Source organism: Pseudomonas sp. Nvir (genome assembly GCF_963778085.1).
GTDB classification, from domain to species: domain Bacteria; phylum Pseudomonadota; class Gammaproteobacteria; order Pseudomonadales; family Pseudomonadaceae; genus Aquipseudomonas; species Aquipseudomonas juntendi.
Window position 1 is genome coordinate 1,523,092 of the sequence record NZ_OY970405.1, and the last position, 14,071, is coordinate 1,537,162.

Consider the following 14,071-nt stretch of genomic DNA (forward strand, 5'->3'; position numbering starts at 1 on the left):
CGAGAGTTCATGGCTTTTCGCTTCCAGACCACCTGCCCCCGCACGCGTGAAATTTTTCCCTGTTTCAGAGGTTTTTGTTAATGGCGTTAACATCGAAAAAGCGCCGTTTTGTCGAGTCCAAGGCTGCTGGAGCCTCGAATCGCGAAGCGGCGGAAGCCGCAGGTTACGCGGCGGGCAGCGCTTCGGCTGCAGGTTCTCGGCTCGCCAAAGACCCTGACGTTGTTGCCGCCCTGGAAAAGTTAAAGGCGCCCCGAAATGTTAAGCCTGAGCCGGAGCGCGAGACCTTCGAGGCCGACCCGCCAGGTGACGAGTCGGGCGACCTGGTTGACCTACCCAACACCGATGATCCGCTCGTTTGGTTACTGGCGCTGATGAACGATCCCCAGGCCAAGATCTTTGATCGGCGCAACGCCGCCCAGTCGGCGCTCCCGTACTTTCACGGCAAGAAGTCCGGCATGGGCAAAAAGGAACAGAAGCTCGAAGAAGCGGCGAAGGTGGGAGCTAGCGGCAACCGCTTCGGGCTGCGTGAGCGCCACTTGAAGGCCGTCAAATGAAGAAGTGGTCTACCGCGTGCCCCGACTGGGAGAGCAGGATCGTCCGTGGCCAGGCACTCGTGCCGGTGGAGCCCATCTTCCCCGAGCAGGCAGAAGATGCTCTCGACGTGTTCTGCAACCTTCGAATGGTTGATGCCGACGGTAGCCCCCTGATGGGGGATACCTGCCGCAGCTGGGTGCTTGATGTTGTGGCCGCGCTCTTCGGCGCGTACGACGCCGACGCCGGCCGCAGGCTGATCACCAACTACTTCCTGATGGTGAGCAAGAAGAACGGCAAGTCGACGATCGCAGCGGGCATCATGCTCACGGCCCTGATCCTGAACACCCGGCCCTCTGGCGAGTTCCTGATCCTGGCGCCCACGAAGGAAGCGGCTGACAACGCGTTCAAGCCGATCCGGGACATGATCGATGCGGACGAAGACCTGCAGGCCAGGTTCCATGTGCAGGAATACAACCGGATCGTCACCGACAACCTGAACAAGGCAAACCTGAAGGTGGTGGCGGCCGACTCGGCCACTGTCACTGGCAAGAAAGCGACTGGTGTGTTCATCGACGAGCTCTGGGAGTTCGGCAAGCAGGCCAAGTCGGCGAAGATGCTGGTCGAGGCCACTGGCGGCCTAGCGTCACGCCCAGAGGGTTTCGTTTTCTACTGCACCACCCAGTCCGATGAGCCGCCGGCCGGCGCCTTCAAGGCCAAGCTGGACTATGCGCGCAAAGTGCGTGACGGGGAGATCGAGGACCGGCGCTTCCTGCCGGTGATCTACGAGTTCCCGAAAGAGATGATCGAGCGGAACGAACATCGTGACCTGGCAAACGCCCATGTGACAAACCCCAATTGGGGGCTTTCTGTCGATCAGGAGGTGATCGAGCAGAAGTATCAGGAGGCGCAGGCAGAGGGCGAGGGAGCAATTCGCGGCTTCTTGGCTAAACACCTCAACGTCGAGATTGGGCTGGACCTGCGGTCGGACCGCTGGGCGGGCGCTGATCATTGGGAAGCTGGAGCCGAGGCTGGCCTGACTCTGGAGAGCCTGCTGCAGCGTTCTGAAGTGGTCACGGTGGGGATCGACGGAGGCGGCCTTGACGACTTGCTCGGCCTGACTGTGCTCGGTCGCGAGCCCTTCACTCGCCAATGGCTCCACTGGGCTCACGCCTGGGCGCACAACATCGTGTTCGAGCGGCGGAAGGATATCGCCAGTGCGCTGAGGGACTTCGAGAAGGCGGGCGATCTGACCGTCGTTGATCGACCAGGTGATGACGTCCAGCAGGTGGCTGACATCATCTGCGATATCAGGGACCGCGGCCTGCTGCCGGAGAAGCTGGCAATCGGTGTGGACTCGGCCGGTATCGGCGACATCGTTGACGAGCTGACCACCCAGGAGCGCGGGATCACCATGGAGCAGATCGTGGCCATCTCGCAGGGCTGGAAGCTCAACGGCGCGATCAAGACGACCGAGCGCAAAGTGGCTGGGGGCGAACTGGTCCACTGCGGCAGCGCGCTGATGAACTGGTGTGTCGGTAATGCCCGTGTCGTTCCGCAAGGCAATGCCATCACGATTACCAAGCAGGCCAGCGGCTCGGCAAAGATCGATCCGCTGATGTCGACATTCGATGCTGTTTCGCTGATGGCGCTGAACCCGGAAGGCTCTGGTGATCTCCAGGGCTTCTTTGACAACCCGATCATGGTAGGAATCTGATGGCCGACAAGAAACCGGGCCGGGTGAAGGCTGCGCTGCAAAACTGGCTCGGGGTGCCGATAGGCCTGAAGGACGGCGCATTTTGGCAAGAATGGTTCGGCAGCTCTGCATCTGGAAAGCACGTATCAGTCGACAAGGCCATGCAGTTGTCCACGGTATGGGCATGCGTAAGGCTGCTGTCCGAGTCCGTCTCTACGCTGCCGCTCAAGCTTTTTCGGCGCCTTCCCGACGGATCACGCGAGGTTGCCAAAGACCATCCGCTGTTCCGTGTGCTGTGCCGAATCCCAAACGCCGAGATGACCCCGCAGCGCTTCATGCTGCTGGTGGTGGCGAGCATCTGCCTTCGAGGTAATGCGTTTGTCGAGAAGAAGATGATCGGCAGCCGGATCATCGCCCTGGTGCCGCTTCTCCCCCAGTCCATGAGGGTGAAACGGCAGGACAACGGGCGTCTGAAGTACACCTACAACGAGAATGGCGTGGACCGCGACATTCCCGAGAAGAACCTGATGCACATCCGCGGCTTTGGCCTGGATGGGGTGTGCGGGATGCTTCCGGTAACCACTGGGCGCGAGATCTTCGGCTCGGCGATGGCGATCGAGGAGGCCGCGGCGAAGGTGTTCGCACAGGGCATGCAGGCGTCCGGCATCCTGAGCAGCGACGCCAAGATCACACCGCAGCAGCGCGAGCAGCTTCGGGCCAGCATGCAGGCGTTCATGGGGTCGAAGAACGCCGGCAAGATCATGGTGGCGGAGGCAGGCTTCAAGTACCAGGGCATCACGATGAACCCTGAGGCCGCCCAGATGCTGGAGTCCAGGTCTTTCGGGATCGAGGAAATGTGCCGTTGGTTCCGTGTGCCGCCCTTCATGGTCGGTCACATGGACAAGCAGTCCAGCTGGGCCGCCTCGGTTGAGGCGCAGAACCTTCACTTCCTCACCAACAGCCTGCGCCCTCTGCTGGTCAACATCGAGCAGGAGATCACGCGCTGCCTGATCGGCGAGGCCGATGCCGACGACTACTTCGCGGAGTTCGCGGTGGAAGGTCTGCTGCGCGCGGACAGCGCCGGCCGCGGGGCCTGGTACAACACGGCTCTGCAAAATGGCTGGATGTCTCGCAACGAGGTGCGCCGGCTGGAGAACCTGCCGCCTATCCCGGGCGGTGACACCTACACGGTCCAGTCTGCGTTGGTACCTCTGGATCAACTCGGGAAGCCGAGCGCAGGCGTATCCCCGGCGGCCTCGGCATTCATGCTTCGGCTGGTCTCGGCGCGCAACAGCGACGACCGAGAGGCCATCAACCAGGCGGTCGAACTGGCGACCCAGGCTCTGGAAGCCGGAAACCCGGACGGCCCAATGATGGCCCACGCGCTGATATCGATGCCGCTGCTCAAAGCGGCCTGACCTGGAGTAACCCATGACTCTCAAGACACTACCGGCAGCGCCGGCGGTGCGGCCGCACGCGCGCGTCGAATCCGATCTACTGCCCAAGGCCATGGAGCGCTGGAATCCAGCGATCAAGGCGGCAGCTGGTGACGACTCCACCACCATCACCATGTACGACCCGATCGGCATGGACTGGTGGACGGGTGAGGGCGTTACCGCCAAGCGCGTCAGTGCCGCACTTCGCAGCATCGGCGACAAAGACATCACCGTGAAGATCAACAGCCCAGGCGGCGATGTTTTCGAAGGCTTGGCGATCTACAACCTGCTGCGCGAGCACAAGGGCAAGGTAACCGTCCAGGTGCTTGGCCTGGCTGCATCGGCTGCATCGTTCATCGCCATGGCAGGCGATGAGATCCAGATCGCCCGCGCCGGCTTCATGATGATCCACAACGCCTGGACCATCGCCGCCGGCGATCGAAACGACTTCACCGAGGTCGCCGACTTCCTCGACCAGATCGACGCGACCCTAGCCGACATTTACTCGGTCAGAACCGGCGATGAGGTCTCCGCGATGCGCGCCCTCATGGATGTCGAGACGTGGATGGGCGGGAGCGGGGCCGTAGAAGCGGGCTTCGCTGACGGCCTTCTCCCATCGGACGCCGCGCAGGAAGACCCACAGGCCAAGGCGCCGCACCAGGTCGCAGCTCGCCGATTGGACGCGATCCTGGCCAAGCAGGGGATGCCCCGCTCCGAGCGGCGGTCCCTCATTCAAGAACTCAAGGGTGGTACGCCAGGCGCTGCCCCCTCCGGTACGCGCAGCGCTGCCGAACCCCCGGCCGATCTGGCCACCCACTTTGCCGAACTACAGACCGCCATGTCGCGGTTCTCGGCAGCAGCCCTCAAATAACCGGAGACAATCCCATGGCAGACAATACCGCTGACCTGCTCAAGCAGGTTTCCGCCGAGCTCAAACAGGCGACCAGCGATTTCAGTAAACAGGCCGAAAACGCCCTGGCCGAGGCCAAGAAGGCCGGCAGCCTGTCCGAAGAAACCAAAGCCGCCGTCGATGAGATGGCCACCAAGTTCAACAGCCTGACCGAGGCCGAGAAGCAGCTGAAAGCCCAGCTGGGCGAGCTCGAACAGGAGTTCGCACGCCTGCCTTCGCCAGGCACCCCGCAAGCCCAAGACAGCCTTGGCGGCGTGGTGATCAAAAGCGAAGCGCTGAAGCAGTTCGCGGCCAGCATCGAAGGCGGCAAGCGCGTGAACATCCCGGTCAGCGCCGCCCTGCTGTCCACCGATGTTCCCGCCGGCATCGTCGAGCCTCAGCGCCTGCCCGGGATCGACACCGCGCCCAAGCAGCGGCTGTTCATTCGCGACCTGATCGCCCCGGGTCGAACTACCGCCCCGGCGATCTTCTGGGTGCAGCAGACCGGTTTCACCAACGCCGCCAAAGTCGTGGCCGAGGGAACTGCCAAGCCGTACTCGAGCATCGAATTCGCGTCGAAGCTCACCGCGGTATCGACCATCGCCCACATGTTCAAGGCCTCCAAGCAGATCTTGGACGACTTCGCCCAGCTGGGTTCGACCATCGACGTAGAAATGCGCTACGGCCTCAAGTACGTCGAAGAGCAGGAGATCCTGTTCGGTGACGGCACCGGTGTGCACCTGCACGGTATCGTCCCGCAGGCCTCCAAGTATGTGCCGGCATTCGAGGTCGAGAAGCGCTCGGGCATCGACGACCTCCGCTTGGCGATGCTGCAGGCCCAGCTAGCGCGCCTGCCTGCGTCTGGCCATGTCCTGCACTTTATGGACTGGGCCAAGATCGAATTGACCAAGGACACGCTGGGCCGTTACATCCTTGCCAACCCGCTGGGTCTGGCTGGCCCCGTGCTGTGGGGGCTGCCTGTGGTGGCTACCGAGGTCGCTGCTTTCCTGGGCAAGTTCCTGACCGGCGCATTCCAGACCGGCGCTCAGTTGTTCGACCGTGAAGACGCCAACGTGGTCATCTCGACCGAGAACGCCGACGACTTCGAGAAGAACCTCATCTCGATCCGCTGTGAAGAGCGTGCTGCGCTGGCGGTCAAGCGTCCTGAAGCGTTCATCTTCGGTGAGTTCGCCGCCCCGGTCACCCCTTAACCCTGCGTAAGGGCCGTCCGAGTGACGGCCCCTGGAGGCATTCATGAAGCTGAAAACCCTGAAACCTCTGTACCTGGGCGGCCAGACGCTTGTGGAGGGCACGTCCTTCGAGACCATCGAGCAGCACGGACGCCAGTTGATCCAGAAGGGCTATGTCGAACTGGACGACTCCGAAGGCGAGGTGGTGGTGACCATTTCGAAGGAAGATGCCGCTGGCGCGGGCGTGCTGACCACCAGCAGCCTGGGGCCGGTAGCCTTGCCGATTGCTCCGCCAGTCGCCACCTTCAAGGCTAAGCACAAGGGCGCTGGCAAGTACATCGTGGTGGACGTTGAAGGCAACCAGGTTGGCGCGTTCTCCGGTAATCAGGAAGAAGCCAATGCGGAAGCTGAGCGACTGATCGCCGGTGGCGAGCCGGCGCAGGCCGAGGAGTAACCCATGCCCGTGATCGCCATCGATCTGGCCATGCACCACCTGCGGGCCGATCCTGAAGATCAGGTACTGGTCCAAGCCCAGCTTGATGCAGCGGAAGAGACGGCCATGCAGTTCCTCAACCGCCGCTTCTACTTGGATCAGGTTACGCTCGACGAAGCACGCGCTGGCGTGTCGGCCGCCTTGCAGCAAGCCAAGGATGAGCATGCTGCCGCGGTCGCTGCTGCGGAGGCGGAGCAGGACCATACCCTGCGCTGCCGCCTCCTCGAGCACGCCCGCCAGGCGCTGGCCGACGCCTACGACCAAGCCGACGCCATCGTCTACGGCATGGTGCTGAATCCGTCCATCCAGGCGGCTTGCCTGCTCAAGCTCGGCCACCTGTTTGCCAATCGTGAGGACGTTGTGGCCGGGATCACCGTTACTGAGCTTCCGATAGCCTCGCAACACCTGCTGATGCCCTATCGCATCCGGCTGGGTGTGTGATGCGTGCCGGACCATTGCGGCACCGCTGCATGCGCCGCGGCTTTATTGAGGGCAAGGATACTTTGGGCCAGCCCACCAAGGTTTGGGGGGATCTTGGCCCGCTGTGGGCGGAGATCAACATTCCATCCGGCCGCATGTACGAAGCTGCGTCACAGATGCAAGTACAGGTCAGCGCCGAGATCAACATTCGGTACCGCAAGGATGTGGTCGCTGGTCAGCACCTGGTTCACCAGGGCATCACCTACGAGATCATCGCTCCGCTGCCTACCAACCAGCGGGACATGCTCAAACTCATGTGCAAGACGGTGAAACCATCATGAGCAATGGTTCGTTGACGGTGCTCGGGCTGGGAGAACTACAGGCGGACTTCGAGCGCTTGGCGAAAGCCGCAGGCAACAAGATCGTGCGTGATGCCGTCATGGCCGGTGCCCGTATCGCTCGGGACAAAGCTCGGGCTGCGGCGCCTGTGCGCACCGGCAAGCTCAAGAAAAACATCACCGCGACTCGCCTCAAACAGTCGGATACCCCAGGCGGCGCCACTGCTGGCGTCCGGGTGAAGAGTCCCAAAGGAAAGAAGTCCAAGGCCCTAAAGCGCCCAGGCAAGAAAGGGCGAACTTCGGCAACCGACTGGGATGCCCCGTTCTACTGGAAGTTTTTGGAGCTTGGCACCTCCAAGATGCGAGCCCATCCATTCATCCGGCCGGCCTGGGACGGAAGCCTTCCCCAGATAGAAAAGGCCGTGAGCGACAAGCTGGCCGAAGGTATCGATAACGCCATCACCCGGTAATCCCATGATCGAGAAATCCCTGATCGACAGGCTGTCGCCTCTTGTCGAGGGGCGCGTGTATTTCGGCGTTGCACCGGTAGACGCTGCTCAGCCCCGCCTAGTGATCCAGACCATAGGTGGTGAAGTAGGAATCACCCTATCCGGGCCAGATGGCTTTCGGGGAGCGAGTATCCAGCTAGACGCCTGGGGCACCACCTACCTCGAAGCGCTCACGCTTGCGGAACAGGCCCTTGCGGCCATGACCGCCGCCGGCGACGACTTCACCACCGGCAGCGCTGATCGCCTGCCTGACGAATTCGAAGATGACACCAAGCTCTTCAGCGTCCGCTGGGAGTACACCCTGCAACCATAGGAGGCCTCATGGCCGCGCAGAACCCCACCAAAGCGAAGTTTGTGAAAACGCAGGGTACCCAGCTCAGCGTTTCCAAGACCACCACCCTCGATCCGGCCGAAGCAGGCCTGGAATACGCCGACCTGTCGGTGACGATCAAGCAGCCGCAGTTTCAAGGCGGCCAGTCGGATGAGATCGAGGTTACCACCCTGGCCAGTGAGGCTAAGGAATTCACCGTCGGTCTGGCCGACAACGGCACCTTCAGCATGGCCGGTAACTGGAAAGCCGATGACGAGGCCCAGACCGTGCTCCGCACCGCTCGTGATGACGGCGAGCCACGCGCATTCAAGTCGGTGTTCAAGGACGGCACATCCTCGACCTTCCTGGGCCTGGTCACCCAGTTCACTTGGGACGCCGCACCTAACGGCACCGTGAATGGCACCTTCAACGTTCGTATCACCGGCAAGGTCAGCTTCACTGTTCCACCGGTGACTCCATAATGGCCCGCACAAAGGCTGCAGGTGCGTCTAGCCTGCGTGCGATGGCCCTCGACCCCATCCGGAATTTCAAGCACGAGCCGCTTGAGGTTCCGGAATGGGATGGTGCCAAGGTCGTGGTGATGGCATTGAGCGCAGGCGACTGGGCCGAGTACCGGCGTCGCGCTGCGGCTGTAGTGGCTGCGGCGCGTGCGGCTGTCGGTTTGAGCAAGCAGCCGGAAGAGGGGGGCGATGAGGACCAGGCCGCACGCTTGGTCGATATAGACTCTTCTTCGCTATACGCCTTCGTGTTGGCGCGCACCCTGCTGGACGAATCGCACGCCCGAATCTTCGAGGACGAGGACGTGCCCGCCGTGGCGAAGGCATTCAGTCCGGTGCATGACCGGCTGGTGGGCAAGGCGTTCGAGCTGAGCGGTGTCGAGGCGGGCGCTGGCGCACAAGACCCGGTCGAAGCGGCGGGAAACGGCTGACGGAGGAGCCAGAGTTGGCTTTCATGCTGACTCTGGCCCTCCGGCTGGGCATGACCCTGCAGGATCTCAAGCAGAACATGAGTGCTGAGGAACTGTTCCTCTGGCAGGCCTACAACGAGGATTCGCCGCTGAGCGATGCTCGAGGTGACATCCAGGCGGCGATCGTAGCCGCATCGACGCTGCAGGCCCAGGGCGCCAAGGTGACCCCGATGGATCTGCTGCCGCAATGGAAGGCGGAGAAGCCGGCTACAGAGCAAGCCTTGGAAGAAGGGGAGGAGCTGTTCAAGGCCTTCTTGATGGCGAAATCGGTTGAGAGTTAGGTCGGCGAGTTTTTTCCAACATGGTGCATCGTGGTAGATTCCTCCGTTTCCAAGGAGGAAATATGAAGCGCTTATTATTTATTTTGCCGCTGGTGATCTACGGTTGCGGAAGCTCTGAGAGGCCAGATTCCGAAGTAGTGGTGGACGAATCTGCCCTTTCTGTTTACACGCGAGAAAATTACCCTCGAACTTTTCAGAAGTGGGGGGATTCTGGAATTGAACGAATCAAGAATGTTGAGCGGGCTGCTCTATTCAAGGCCGGCAAACAAACTCGATGCGACCAGGTGGAGTACGTTGGGCTATCTGAGAAGCTGAGTAACCCTCCAGATAAAATCGTCGTGTATGCAGATTGCCGGAATCGATGGAGGTATTACATCGATGAGGGCAACGAGATTGTTCAAAGTGAAAGAACCAATTAACCCGCTTCGGCGGGTTTTTTAATGTCTGGAGAAAGGCATGGCAGGGCAAACACTTCGCTCTCTGATCGTTAGCGTGTCCGCTGAGACCAGTGCTTATCAGCGCGAGATGGCCAAAGCCGGGAGAATGGGACAGAACTATCTGCGCACCATTACGACAGGCAATCGGGACTCGGTAAGCTCTTGGCGATCACAAGAAGCTGCGGTTCGCGCTCAAAGTGCGGCTATGCAATCTCTAACGTCCTCTGTCGGAGGATATGCAAGTGCGATGGCAGGGGCGCTGGCAGTTGGAAATTTGATTCACCAGGCAGATAGCTGGAATCAGGTTAACGCCAGGCTTAAGCAGGCGTCCACCAGTACAGAAGACTTTACCGTCAGCCAGAAAGCATTATTTGAAATCAGCCAAAGAACCGGAACGGCTTTCGCAGATAACGCAAACCTATTCAGCAGATCTTCCGCGTCCATGCGCGAGTTCGGATATTCCTCGAGCGATGTGCTGGGTGTAACGGAAGCATTGGCGCTCGGCCTACAGCTATCGGGGGCAGGTGGCGCCGAAGCATCATCTGTGATCACTCAGTTCTCCCAGGCACTTGGTCAAGGGGTGCTGAGAGGGGAGGAGTTTAACTCGGTCAACGAAAACGGCGATCGAGTTATACGAGCATTGGCAACAGGGATGGGGGTCGCTCGGAAAGACTTGAAAGCGATGGCGGACCAAGGTCTGCTTACGATTGATAAAGTTGTCCCAGCTCTGATCAGCCAGCTAGGCACTCTCCAGGGAGAGTTTAAGGACCTTCCCGGGTCCGTGGGCGCGGCCATGACTACCGTCAACAACTCATTTCAGGCATGGGCTGGCGGGTTGGATGGCACCACCGGCAGCACGAAAGTTCTAGCAGCAGCTATTACGTTAGTTGCTGAAAACATGGATGTACTGGCGGGTTCGGCGCTGGCGCTAGGAGCCGCATTTGGCGGAAGAAAAGTACTCGACTTCACAAAGAACTTGTGGGACCAGGTAAAGGCAATCCGCAGCGCCCAATCTGCTGAGATCGGAAGGACTGCTGCTCAACTAGATGCGGCGACAATGGCAGCCCGCCGCGCTGCAGCTGAGACCATTGCGGCGGAAGCCCAGGTTGCTGCTACCAAGTTCACCGATGCTCACGCCGCTGCCTTGAGTCGACTGAGGCTTGCGCGTCTCGCGGACGCCCAAGCGGCTGCTGCACAAACCGCTGCCCAAGCGGCAAACAATGCGGCTACCTCTCTCGCGAGTAGGGCAGGCGGTGCGCTTCTTGGCGTCCTTGGAGGCCCTGCAGGCCTCGCTCTGACCGCTGGCGCCGTTGCTGCCAGCTACCTGTTGTTCAGTGCCAACAGCGAAAAGGCCAGGAAAGCTACCATTGACCTCAAGCGTCCCGTCGAAGAGCTCCGTAAGGAGTTTGCCGAGCTGGGCAAGGAGCAGGCCCGATACAAGCTTGCTGGAGTTCTTGATCAGCAGGCTGACGCCCAGGCCGCAGCTCAGAAAGCCTTGCGCGAGATTCGCGCATCTGCCCAGGCCAATGACAAATGGGGCGACACCTACGGCGCAAACCCATTCCAGCGCGACCAGGCAGTAACCCAGTTCAATCGACGGATTGCTGGTGGCCAGGACATTGATTCAGCCACCCAGCAGCTTGTCGCTGCCATCCGTCCGAACGAGGAGATGACGAAAGCCATCAACGCCTCGGCGGCTGCCTATGGTGAGGCAATCAAGGCCTCGGGTGATTATGGCGACGTGGCTAACATGCTGCGTGGCCGACTGGATGACGTTGCCGCCGCTGCGGCTGGCGCCAATGCCGGATTGAAGAGCATGCCGGGCCCGGACCAGAAAACGGTCGACGGCTGGAACAGTTACACCAAGAACCTGGTGGAGCGCCTGCAATCTGTTCGTGATGGCGGTGATCTTCTGGGCGAAATCAACCGTCGGATCGAGCGTGAAGGGGTTGACCCAGGGACAGCCGAGGGCTGGCGAATCCTCGCTACGGCCATTCAGGGTTCGGAAGCTGCAGCCAAGGCATCTGAAGAGGCGCAGCAGAGGGCTAAAAAGGCGTCCGAGGATATCCAGCGTCAGGCTGAGCGCCTGAATGATGCCTACAAGCAGACCTTGGCCAACTTGACCCAGCAGGTGGCTCTGTTCGGCGAGACTACCGAGCTGGGTCGTCTGCGTTACGAGCTGGCCAACGGCGAACTGTCGAATCTGAGCCAGCAGAACAAGTTGCGGCTGGAGGGGAAAGCAATCGAACTTGACGCGTTGAATGCGCGCAAGGAATACGACGGCTTAATGGCCAGCTTGCAGACAAAGGAGCAATCGCTGCTTGCCACCACCCGCGAACGGATGAAGGTTCTGGAGGATGCCAATCGTGCTGGAACGCTTAGCTCTGATCAGTACCGCGCTGGCGCTGACGCTATTTCAAAAGCATCCGTCACCGAGGCGCCAAGCTTTGGAGGCCTAGACGCCTCTGTCGGAGGGCCTAGCGGTGAACTAATAAAAGTAGCTGAGGCCGATAAAAAATTGGCCGAATGGCACGAAGCCGAGCTGGCCCGACAAAAAGCATTGCATGACGCTAAGCTGTCGAGCGAGCAGCAGTATCTTGATCGCGTCAGGGATATCAATCAGCAAAATACCGACCAACTCGAATCTATACAGTCCGCTTATACCTCAACAACCCTTGGCATCTTCGCCGGAATGACTGGCAGCGTTGCGGACATGATGGGCGACATGGCTGGCAAGAGCTCGACGGCTTACAAGGTCATGTTTGCAGCCTCGAAGGCTGCGGCAATTGCCCAGGCCATCGTTAACACGGAGGAGGCCGCCACCAAAGCTCTGACCATGGGGCCTATTCTCGGGATTCCAGCGGCAGCACTGGTTTCCGGCCTGGGTTATGCCTCGATCGGGATTATGGCAGCTACGGCGATAGCGGGCTTCTCGGAGGGTGGTTACACCGGCGTGGGCGGCAAGTACGAGCCCAAAGGTGTTGTGCACGGCGGGGAAGTGGTGATTCGCAAGGAGGTGGTTGATCAGCCGGGCATGAAGGACTACCTGATTGGCCTGAACCAAAGCGGTAAGCGTGGATTTGCCAATGGTGGCTACGTCGGCTCAGCAAATCTGCCCTCATTCTTTGCCTCTGAAAGATCGGGATCTGCTGGCGAAGACAGTGCGAGCATTGGCGCTGGCTCTAATCCTAAGCTCGCCTCTCAACCCGTGGCTATCCACCAGGTCTTCCATGTGAACGGCGACGTGAGCCCTCAGACGGTAGCGATGGTTCAGCAAGGCATGCGCCAGACGGTAACTGCGATCCTCCAAGACGTGAACCGAAATGGCCAGATCATGCAGAGCATCCGCAAGAAAATTTAAGGTGGAACGATGGCGATCGAATGGCCAGCCCAGGTGTGCCCTGCTGAGATGAGCTGGGGCATGGTCTACAACAACCGCGACTTCAGCTCCACGCTGAACAACAGCCAGCAGATCGTGGGTTACCCGGGTTCGTATTGGAAGTGCTCATTGTCGCTGCCACCGCTGACCCGTGATCGTGACCGGATCGTGACTGCGTTCATGGGGCGCCTGCAGGGGCGCTTCGGCACGTTCAAGCTGCCTGCGTTCACGCGCAAGCGGACGGACAATATCGGTGCCCCGGTTGTGCAGACCGGTTCAGCCATGGCCTCAACTATTACCCTGAGTGGATTGCAGGGCAGCCGCCGGGTGTTCAGGCAGGGCGACTACATCACCATTGATGGTGTGATGCACGAGGTGGTTGAGGATGTGGTATCCAGCTCCGGTGGCACGGCTGTATTGCCCCTGAACAGACGGTTGCGCTCTGCCCTGCTAGCTGGCACGGCAGTGGAATACCGAAACCCTTACTCGATCATGCGCCTCACAGAAGACAGCTACACCCTTGCTATCAGGCCCGTGGTGGCCGAGCTCTCCATCGAATGTCGGGAGGCCTTCTAATGGCTGCAGTTTTCCCATTTTCATCCTCAGTGCTGAGCATCATTGCTGCAGGCAACTTCACGCCGGTGTTCGCCTGCGAGCTGGATTTCGCGGATGGCATGGTCAGAGCACACACAGGCACTGGTCAACTGGTCATCAACGGTCACGCGTACGACGGCGTTGGCACCTTCGGCGAAGTGGGCGCGGCCAGCGAAAGCGCTGACTCGGGCTCTTCCCTGTCCATCGATCTGACGCTGAATGGCCTGGACAGCTACATCCTTTCCCAAACCTCGGTGGCTGGCTGTCGAGGCCGGTCGGCCCGCCTGATGTTTGTCGTTTATGACGAGGCCGGGAATTACGCGGCTGATATTCTGTTCAGCGGTCGTATGGACGCCGCCAAACTTTCCTATGGCGGATCGGGCGGGGATAGCACCATCACGGTCACCATTATCGACCGCATGGCCGAGTGGAACCGGATTGGTACTGAGCGCTGGACCGACGAGAACCACCGAGCCCGCCACGACGGTGACCGCTTCTTCTACGCCGTCGCGCAGATGGCGGAATGGCCCATCTACTGGGGCGCCAAGAAAGACGCGCCGTCCTTCACCTACGAGTAAAT

The 14,071-nt window shown here is 60.5% G+C and carries 17 protein-coding genes; all 17 read left to right on the forward strand.

Annotated elements, in window-relative coordinates:
• Nucleotides 1-80: 80 nt before the first annotated feature.
• The 17 genes from AACG97_RS07405 to AACG97_RS07485 all read left to right on the forward strand — a co-directional run bounded on the left by AACG97_RS07405 (nt 81) and on the right by AACG97_RS07485 (nt 14,069).
• Nucleotides 81-554 (forward strand): terminase small subunit, encoded by a 474-nt coding sequence (locus AACG97_RS07405; protein WP_064314516.1) that lies wholly within the window; start codon nt 81-83, stop codon nt 552-554.
• Entirely contained in the window at nt 551-2,248 is a 1,698-nt protein-coding gene (locus AACG97_RS07410; protein ID WP_064314515.1) for a terminase large subunit, read from the forward strand. The genes AACG97_RS07405 and AACG97_RS07410 overlap by 4 nt, the downstream gene beginning before the upstream one ends.
• Nucleotides 2,248-3,645, forward strand: a complete 1,398-nt coding sequence (locus AACG97_RS07415) for a phage portal protein (RefSeq protein WP_064314514.1) — start codon at nt 2,248-2,250, stop codon at nt 3,643-3,645. The genes AACG97_RS07410 and AACG97_RS07415 overlap by 1 nt, the downstream gene beginning before the upstream one ends.
• Nucleotides 3,646-3,658: 13 nt before the next feature.
• Nucleotides 3,659-4,534 (forward strand): head maturation protease, ClpP-related, encoded by an 876-nt coding sequence (locus tag AACG97_RS07420; RefSeq protein WP_009685295.1) that lies wholly within the window; start codon nt 3,659-3,661, stop codon nt 4,532-4,534.
• Between the two features lie 14 nt (nt 4,535-4,548).
• Nucleotides 4,549-5,763, forward strand: coding sequence for a phage major capsid protein (locus tag AACG97_RS07425; RefSeq protein ID WP_064314513.1), 1,215 nt, complete (start codon nt 4,549-4,551; stop codon nt 5,761-5,763).
• 43 nt (nt 5,764-5,806) lie between these two features.
• Nucleotides 5,807-6,196, forward strand: a complete 390-nt coding sequence (locus AACG97_RS07430; RefSeq protein WP_064314512.1) for a hypothetical protein — start codon at nt 5,807-5,809, stop codon at nt 6,194-6,196.
• 3 nt (nt 6,197-6,199) lie between these two features.
• Nucleotides 6,200-6,676, forward strand: coding sequence for a head-tail connector protein (locus tag AACG97_RS07435; protein ID WP_064314511.1), 477 nt, complete (start codon nt 6,200-6,202; stop codon nt 6,674-6,676).
• Nucleotides 6,676-6,996 (forward strand): phage head closure protein, encoded by a 321-nt coding sequence (locus tag AACG97_RS07440; protein ID WP_064314510.1) that lies wholly within the window; start codon nt 6,676-6,678, stop codon nt 6,994-6,996. Before AACG97_RS07435 ends, AACG97_RS07440 begins: the two co-directional genes overlap by 1 nt.
• On the forward strand, nt 6,993-7,463 hold the full coding sequence (locus tag AACG97_RS07445; RefSeq protein ID WP_064314509.1) for an HK97-gp10 family putative phage morphogenesis protein: 471 nt from the start codon (nt 6,993-6,995) through the stop codon (nt 7,461-7,463). Before AACG97_RS07440 ends, AACG97_RS07445 begins: the two co-directional genes overlap by 4 nt.
• A 4-nt stretch (nt 7,464-7,467) precedes the next feature.
• Nucleotides 7,468-7,815, forward strand: a complete 348-nt coding sequence (gp17, locus tag AACG97_RS07450; RefSeq protein WP_064314508.1) for a tail completion protein gp17 — start codon at nt 7,468-7,470, stop codon at nt 7,813-7,815.
• 8 nt (nt 7,816-7,823) lie between these two features.
• Nucleotides 7,824-8,294: a phage tail tube protein gene (locus tag AACG97_RS07455; protein ID WP_064314507.1), complete on the forward strand. Its 471-nt coding sequence runs from the start codon at nt 7,824-7,826 to the stop codon at nt 8,292-8,294.
• The gene (locus tag AACG97_RS07460) at nt 8,294-8,761 is read left to right on the forward strand and encodes a phage tail assembly chaperone (RefSeq protein WP_154211956.1); all 468 of its coding nucleotides are present in this window, start codon (nt 8,294-8,296) and stop codon (nt 8,759-8,761) included. The genes AACG97_RS07455 and AACG97_RS07460 overlap by 1 nt, the downstream gene beginning before the upstream one ends.
• A 23-nt stretch (nt 8,762-8,784) precedes the next feature.
• Nucleotides 8,785-9,081, forward strand: coding sequence for a phage tail assembly protein T (locus AACG97_RS07465; RefSeq protein WP_154211957.1), 297 nt, complete (start codon nt 8,785-8,787; stop codon nt 9,079-9,081).
• A gap of 62 nt (nt 9,082-9,143) precedes the next feature.
• On the forward strand, nt 9,144-9,500 hold the full coding sequence (locus AACG97_RS07470) for a hypothetical protein (protein WP_064314505.1): 357 nt from the start codon (nt 9,144-9,146) through the stop codon (nt 9,498-9,500).
• A 37-nt stretch (nt 9,501-9,537) separates the two neighbouring features.
• Complete coding sequence (locus AACG97_RS07475; protein WP_154211954.1) at nt 9,538-12,879, forward strand: tape measure protein; 3,342 nt, start codon at nt 9,538-9,540, stop codon at nt 12,877-12,879.
• A 9-nt stretch (nt 12,880-12,888) separates the two neighbouring features.
• A complete protein-coding gene (locus tag AACG97_RS07480; protein ID WP_064314503.1) occupies nt 12,889-13,473 on the forward strand; it encodes a hypothetical protein in 585 nt (194 codons plus the stop codon).
• Nucleotides 13,473-14,069, forward strand: coding sequence for a hypothetical protein (locus tag AACG97_RS07485; RefSeq protein WP_064314502.1), 597 nt, complete (start codon nt 13,473-13,475; stop codon nt 14,067-14,069). Before AACG97_RS07480 ends, AACG97_RS07485 begins: the two co-directional genes overlap by 1 nt.
• Nucleotides 14,070-14,071 lie beyond the last annotated feature (2 nt).

Excerpts from the sequence above, each read along its gene's own strand:
- AACG97_RS07430 (WP_064314512.1), top strand. The coding sequence starts at position 5,807 with ATGAAGCTGAAAACCCTGAAACCTCTGTACCTGGGCGGCCAGACGCTT.
- AACG97_RS07475 (WP_154211954.1), top strand. The coding sequence starts at position 9,538 with ATGGCAGGGCAAACACTTCGCTCTCTGATCGTTAGCGTGTCCGCTGAG.
- AACG97_RS07445 (WP_064314509.1), top strand. The coding sequence starts at position 6,993 with ATGAGCAATGGTTCGTTGACGGTGCTCGGGCTGGGAGAACTACAGGCG.
- AACG97_RS07415 (WP_064314514.1), top strand. The coding sequence starts at position 2,248 with ATGGCCGACAAGAAACCGGGCCGGGTGAAGGCTGCGCTGCAAAACTGG.
- gp17 (WP_064314508.1), top strand. The coding sequence starts at position 7,468 with ATGATCGAGAAATCCCTGATCGACAGGCTGTCGCCTCTTGTCGAGGGG.
- AACG97_RS07425 (WP_064314513.1), top strand. The coding sequence starts at position 4,549 with ATGGCAGACAATACCGCTGACCTGCTCAAGCAGGTTTCCGCCGAGCTC.
- AACG97_RS07480 (WP_064314503.1), top strand. The coding sequence starts at position 12,889 with ATGGCGATCGAATGGCCAGCCCAGGTGTGCCCTGCTGAGATGAGCTGG.
- AACG97_RS07420 (WP_009685295.1), top strand. The coding sequence starts at position 3,659 with ATGACTCTCAAGACACTACCGGCAGCGCCGGCGGTGCGGCCGCACGCG.
- AACG97_RS07440 (WP_064314510.1), top strand. The coding sequence starts at position 6,676 with ATGCGTGCCGGACCATTGCGGCACCGCTGCATGCGCCGCGGCTTTATT.
- AACG97_RS07410 (WP_064314515.1), top strand. The coding sequence starts at position 551 with ATGAAGAAGTGGTCTACCGCGTGCCCCGACTGGGAGAGCAGGATCGTC.
- AACG97_RS07485 (WP_064314502.1), top strand. The coding sequence starts at position 13,473 with ATGGCTGCAGTTTTCCCATTTTCATCCTCAGTGCTGAGCATCATTGCT.
- AACG97_RS07405 (WP_064314516.1), top strand. The coding sequence starts at position 81 with ATGGCGTTAACATCGAAAAAGCGCCGTTTTGTCGAGTCCAAGGCTGCT.
- AACG97_RS07465 (WP_154211957.1), top strand. The coding sequence starts at position 8,785 with ATGCTGACTCTGGCCCTCCGGCTGGGCATGACCCTGCAGGATCTCAAG.
- AACG97_RS07455 (WP_064314507.1), top strand. The coding sequence starts at position 7,824 with ATGGCCGCGCAGAACCCCACCAAAGCGAAGTTTGTGAAAACGCAGGGT.
- AACG97_RS07470 (WP_064314505.1), top strand. The coding sequence starts at position 9,144 with ATGAAGCGCTTATTATTTATTTTGCCGCTGGTGATCTACGGTTGCGGA.
- AACG97_RS07435 (WP_064314511.1), top strand. The coding sequence starts at position 6,200 with ATGCCCGTGATCGCCATCGATCTGGCCATGCACCACCTGCGGGCCGAT.
- AACG97_RS07460 (WP_154211956.1), top strand. The coding sequence starts at position 8,294 with ATGGCCCGCACAAAGGCTGCAGGTGCGTCTAGCCTGCGTGCGATGGCC.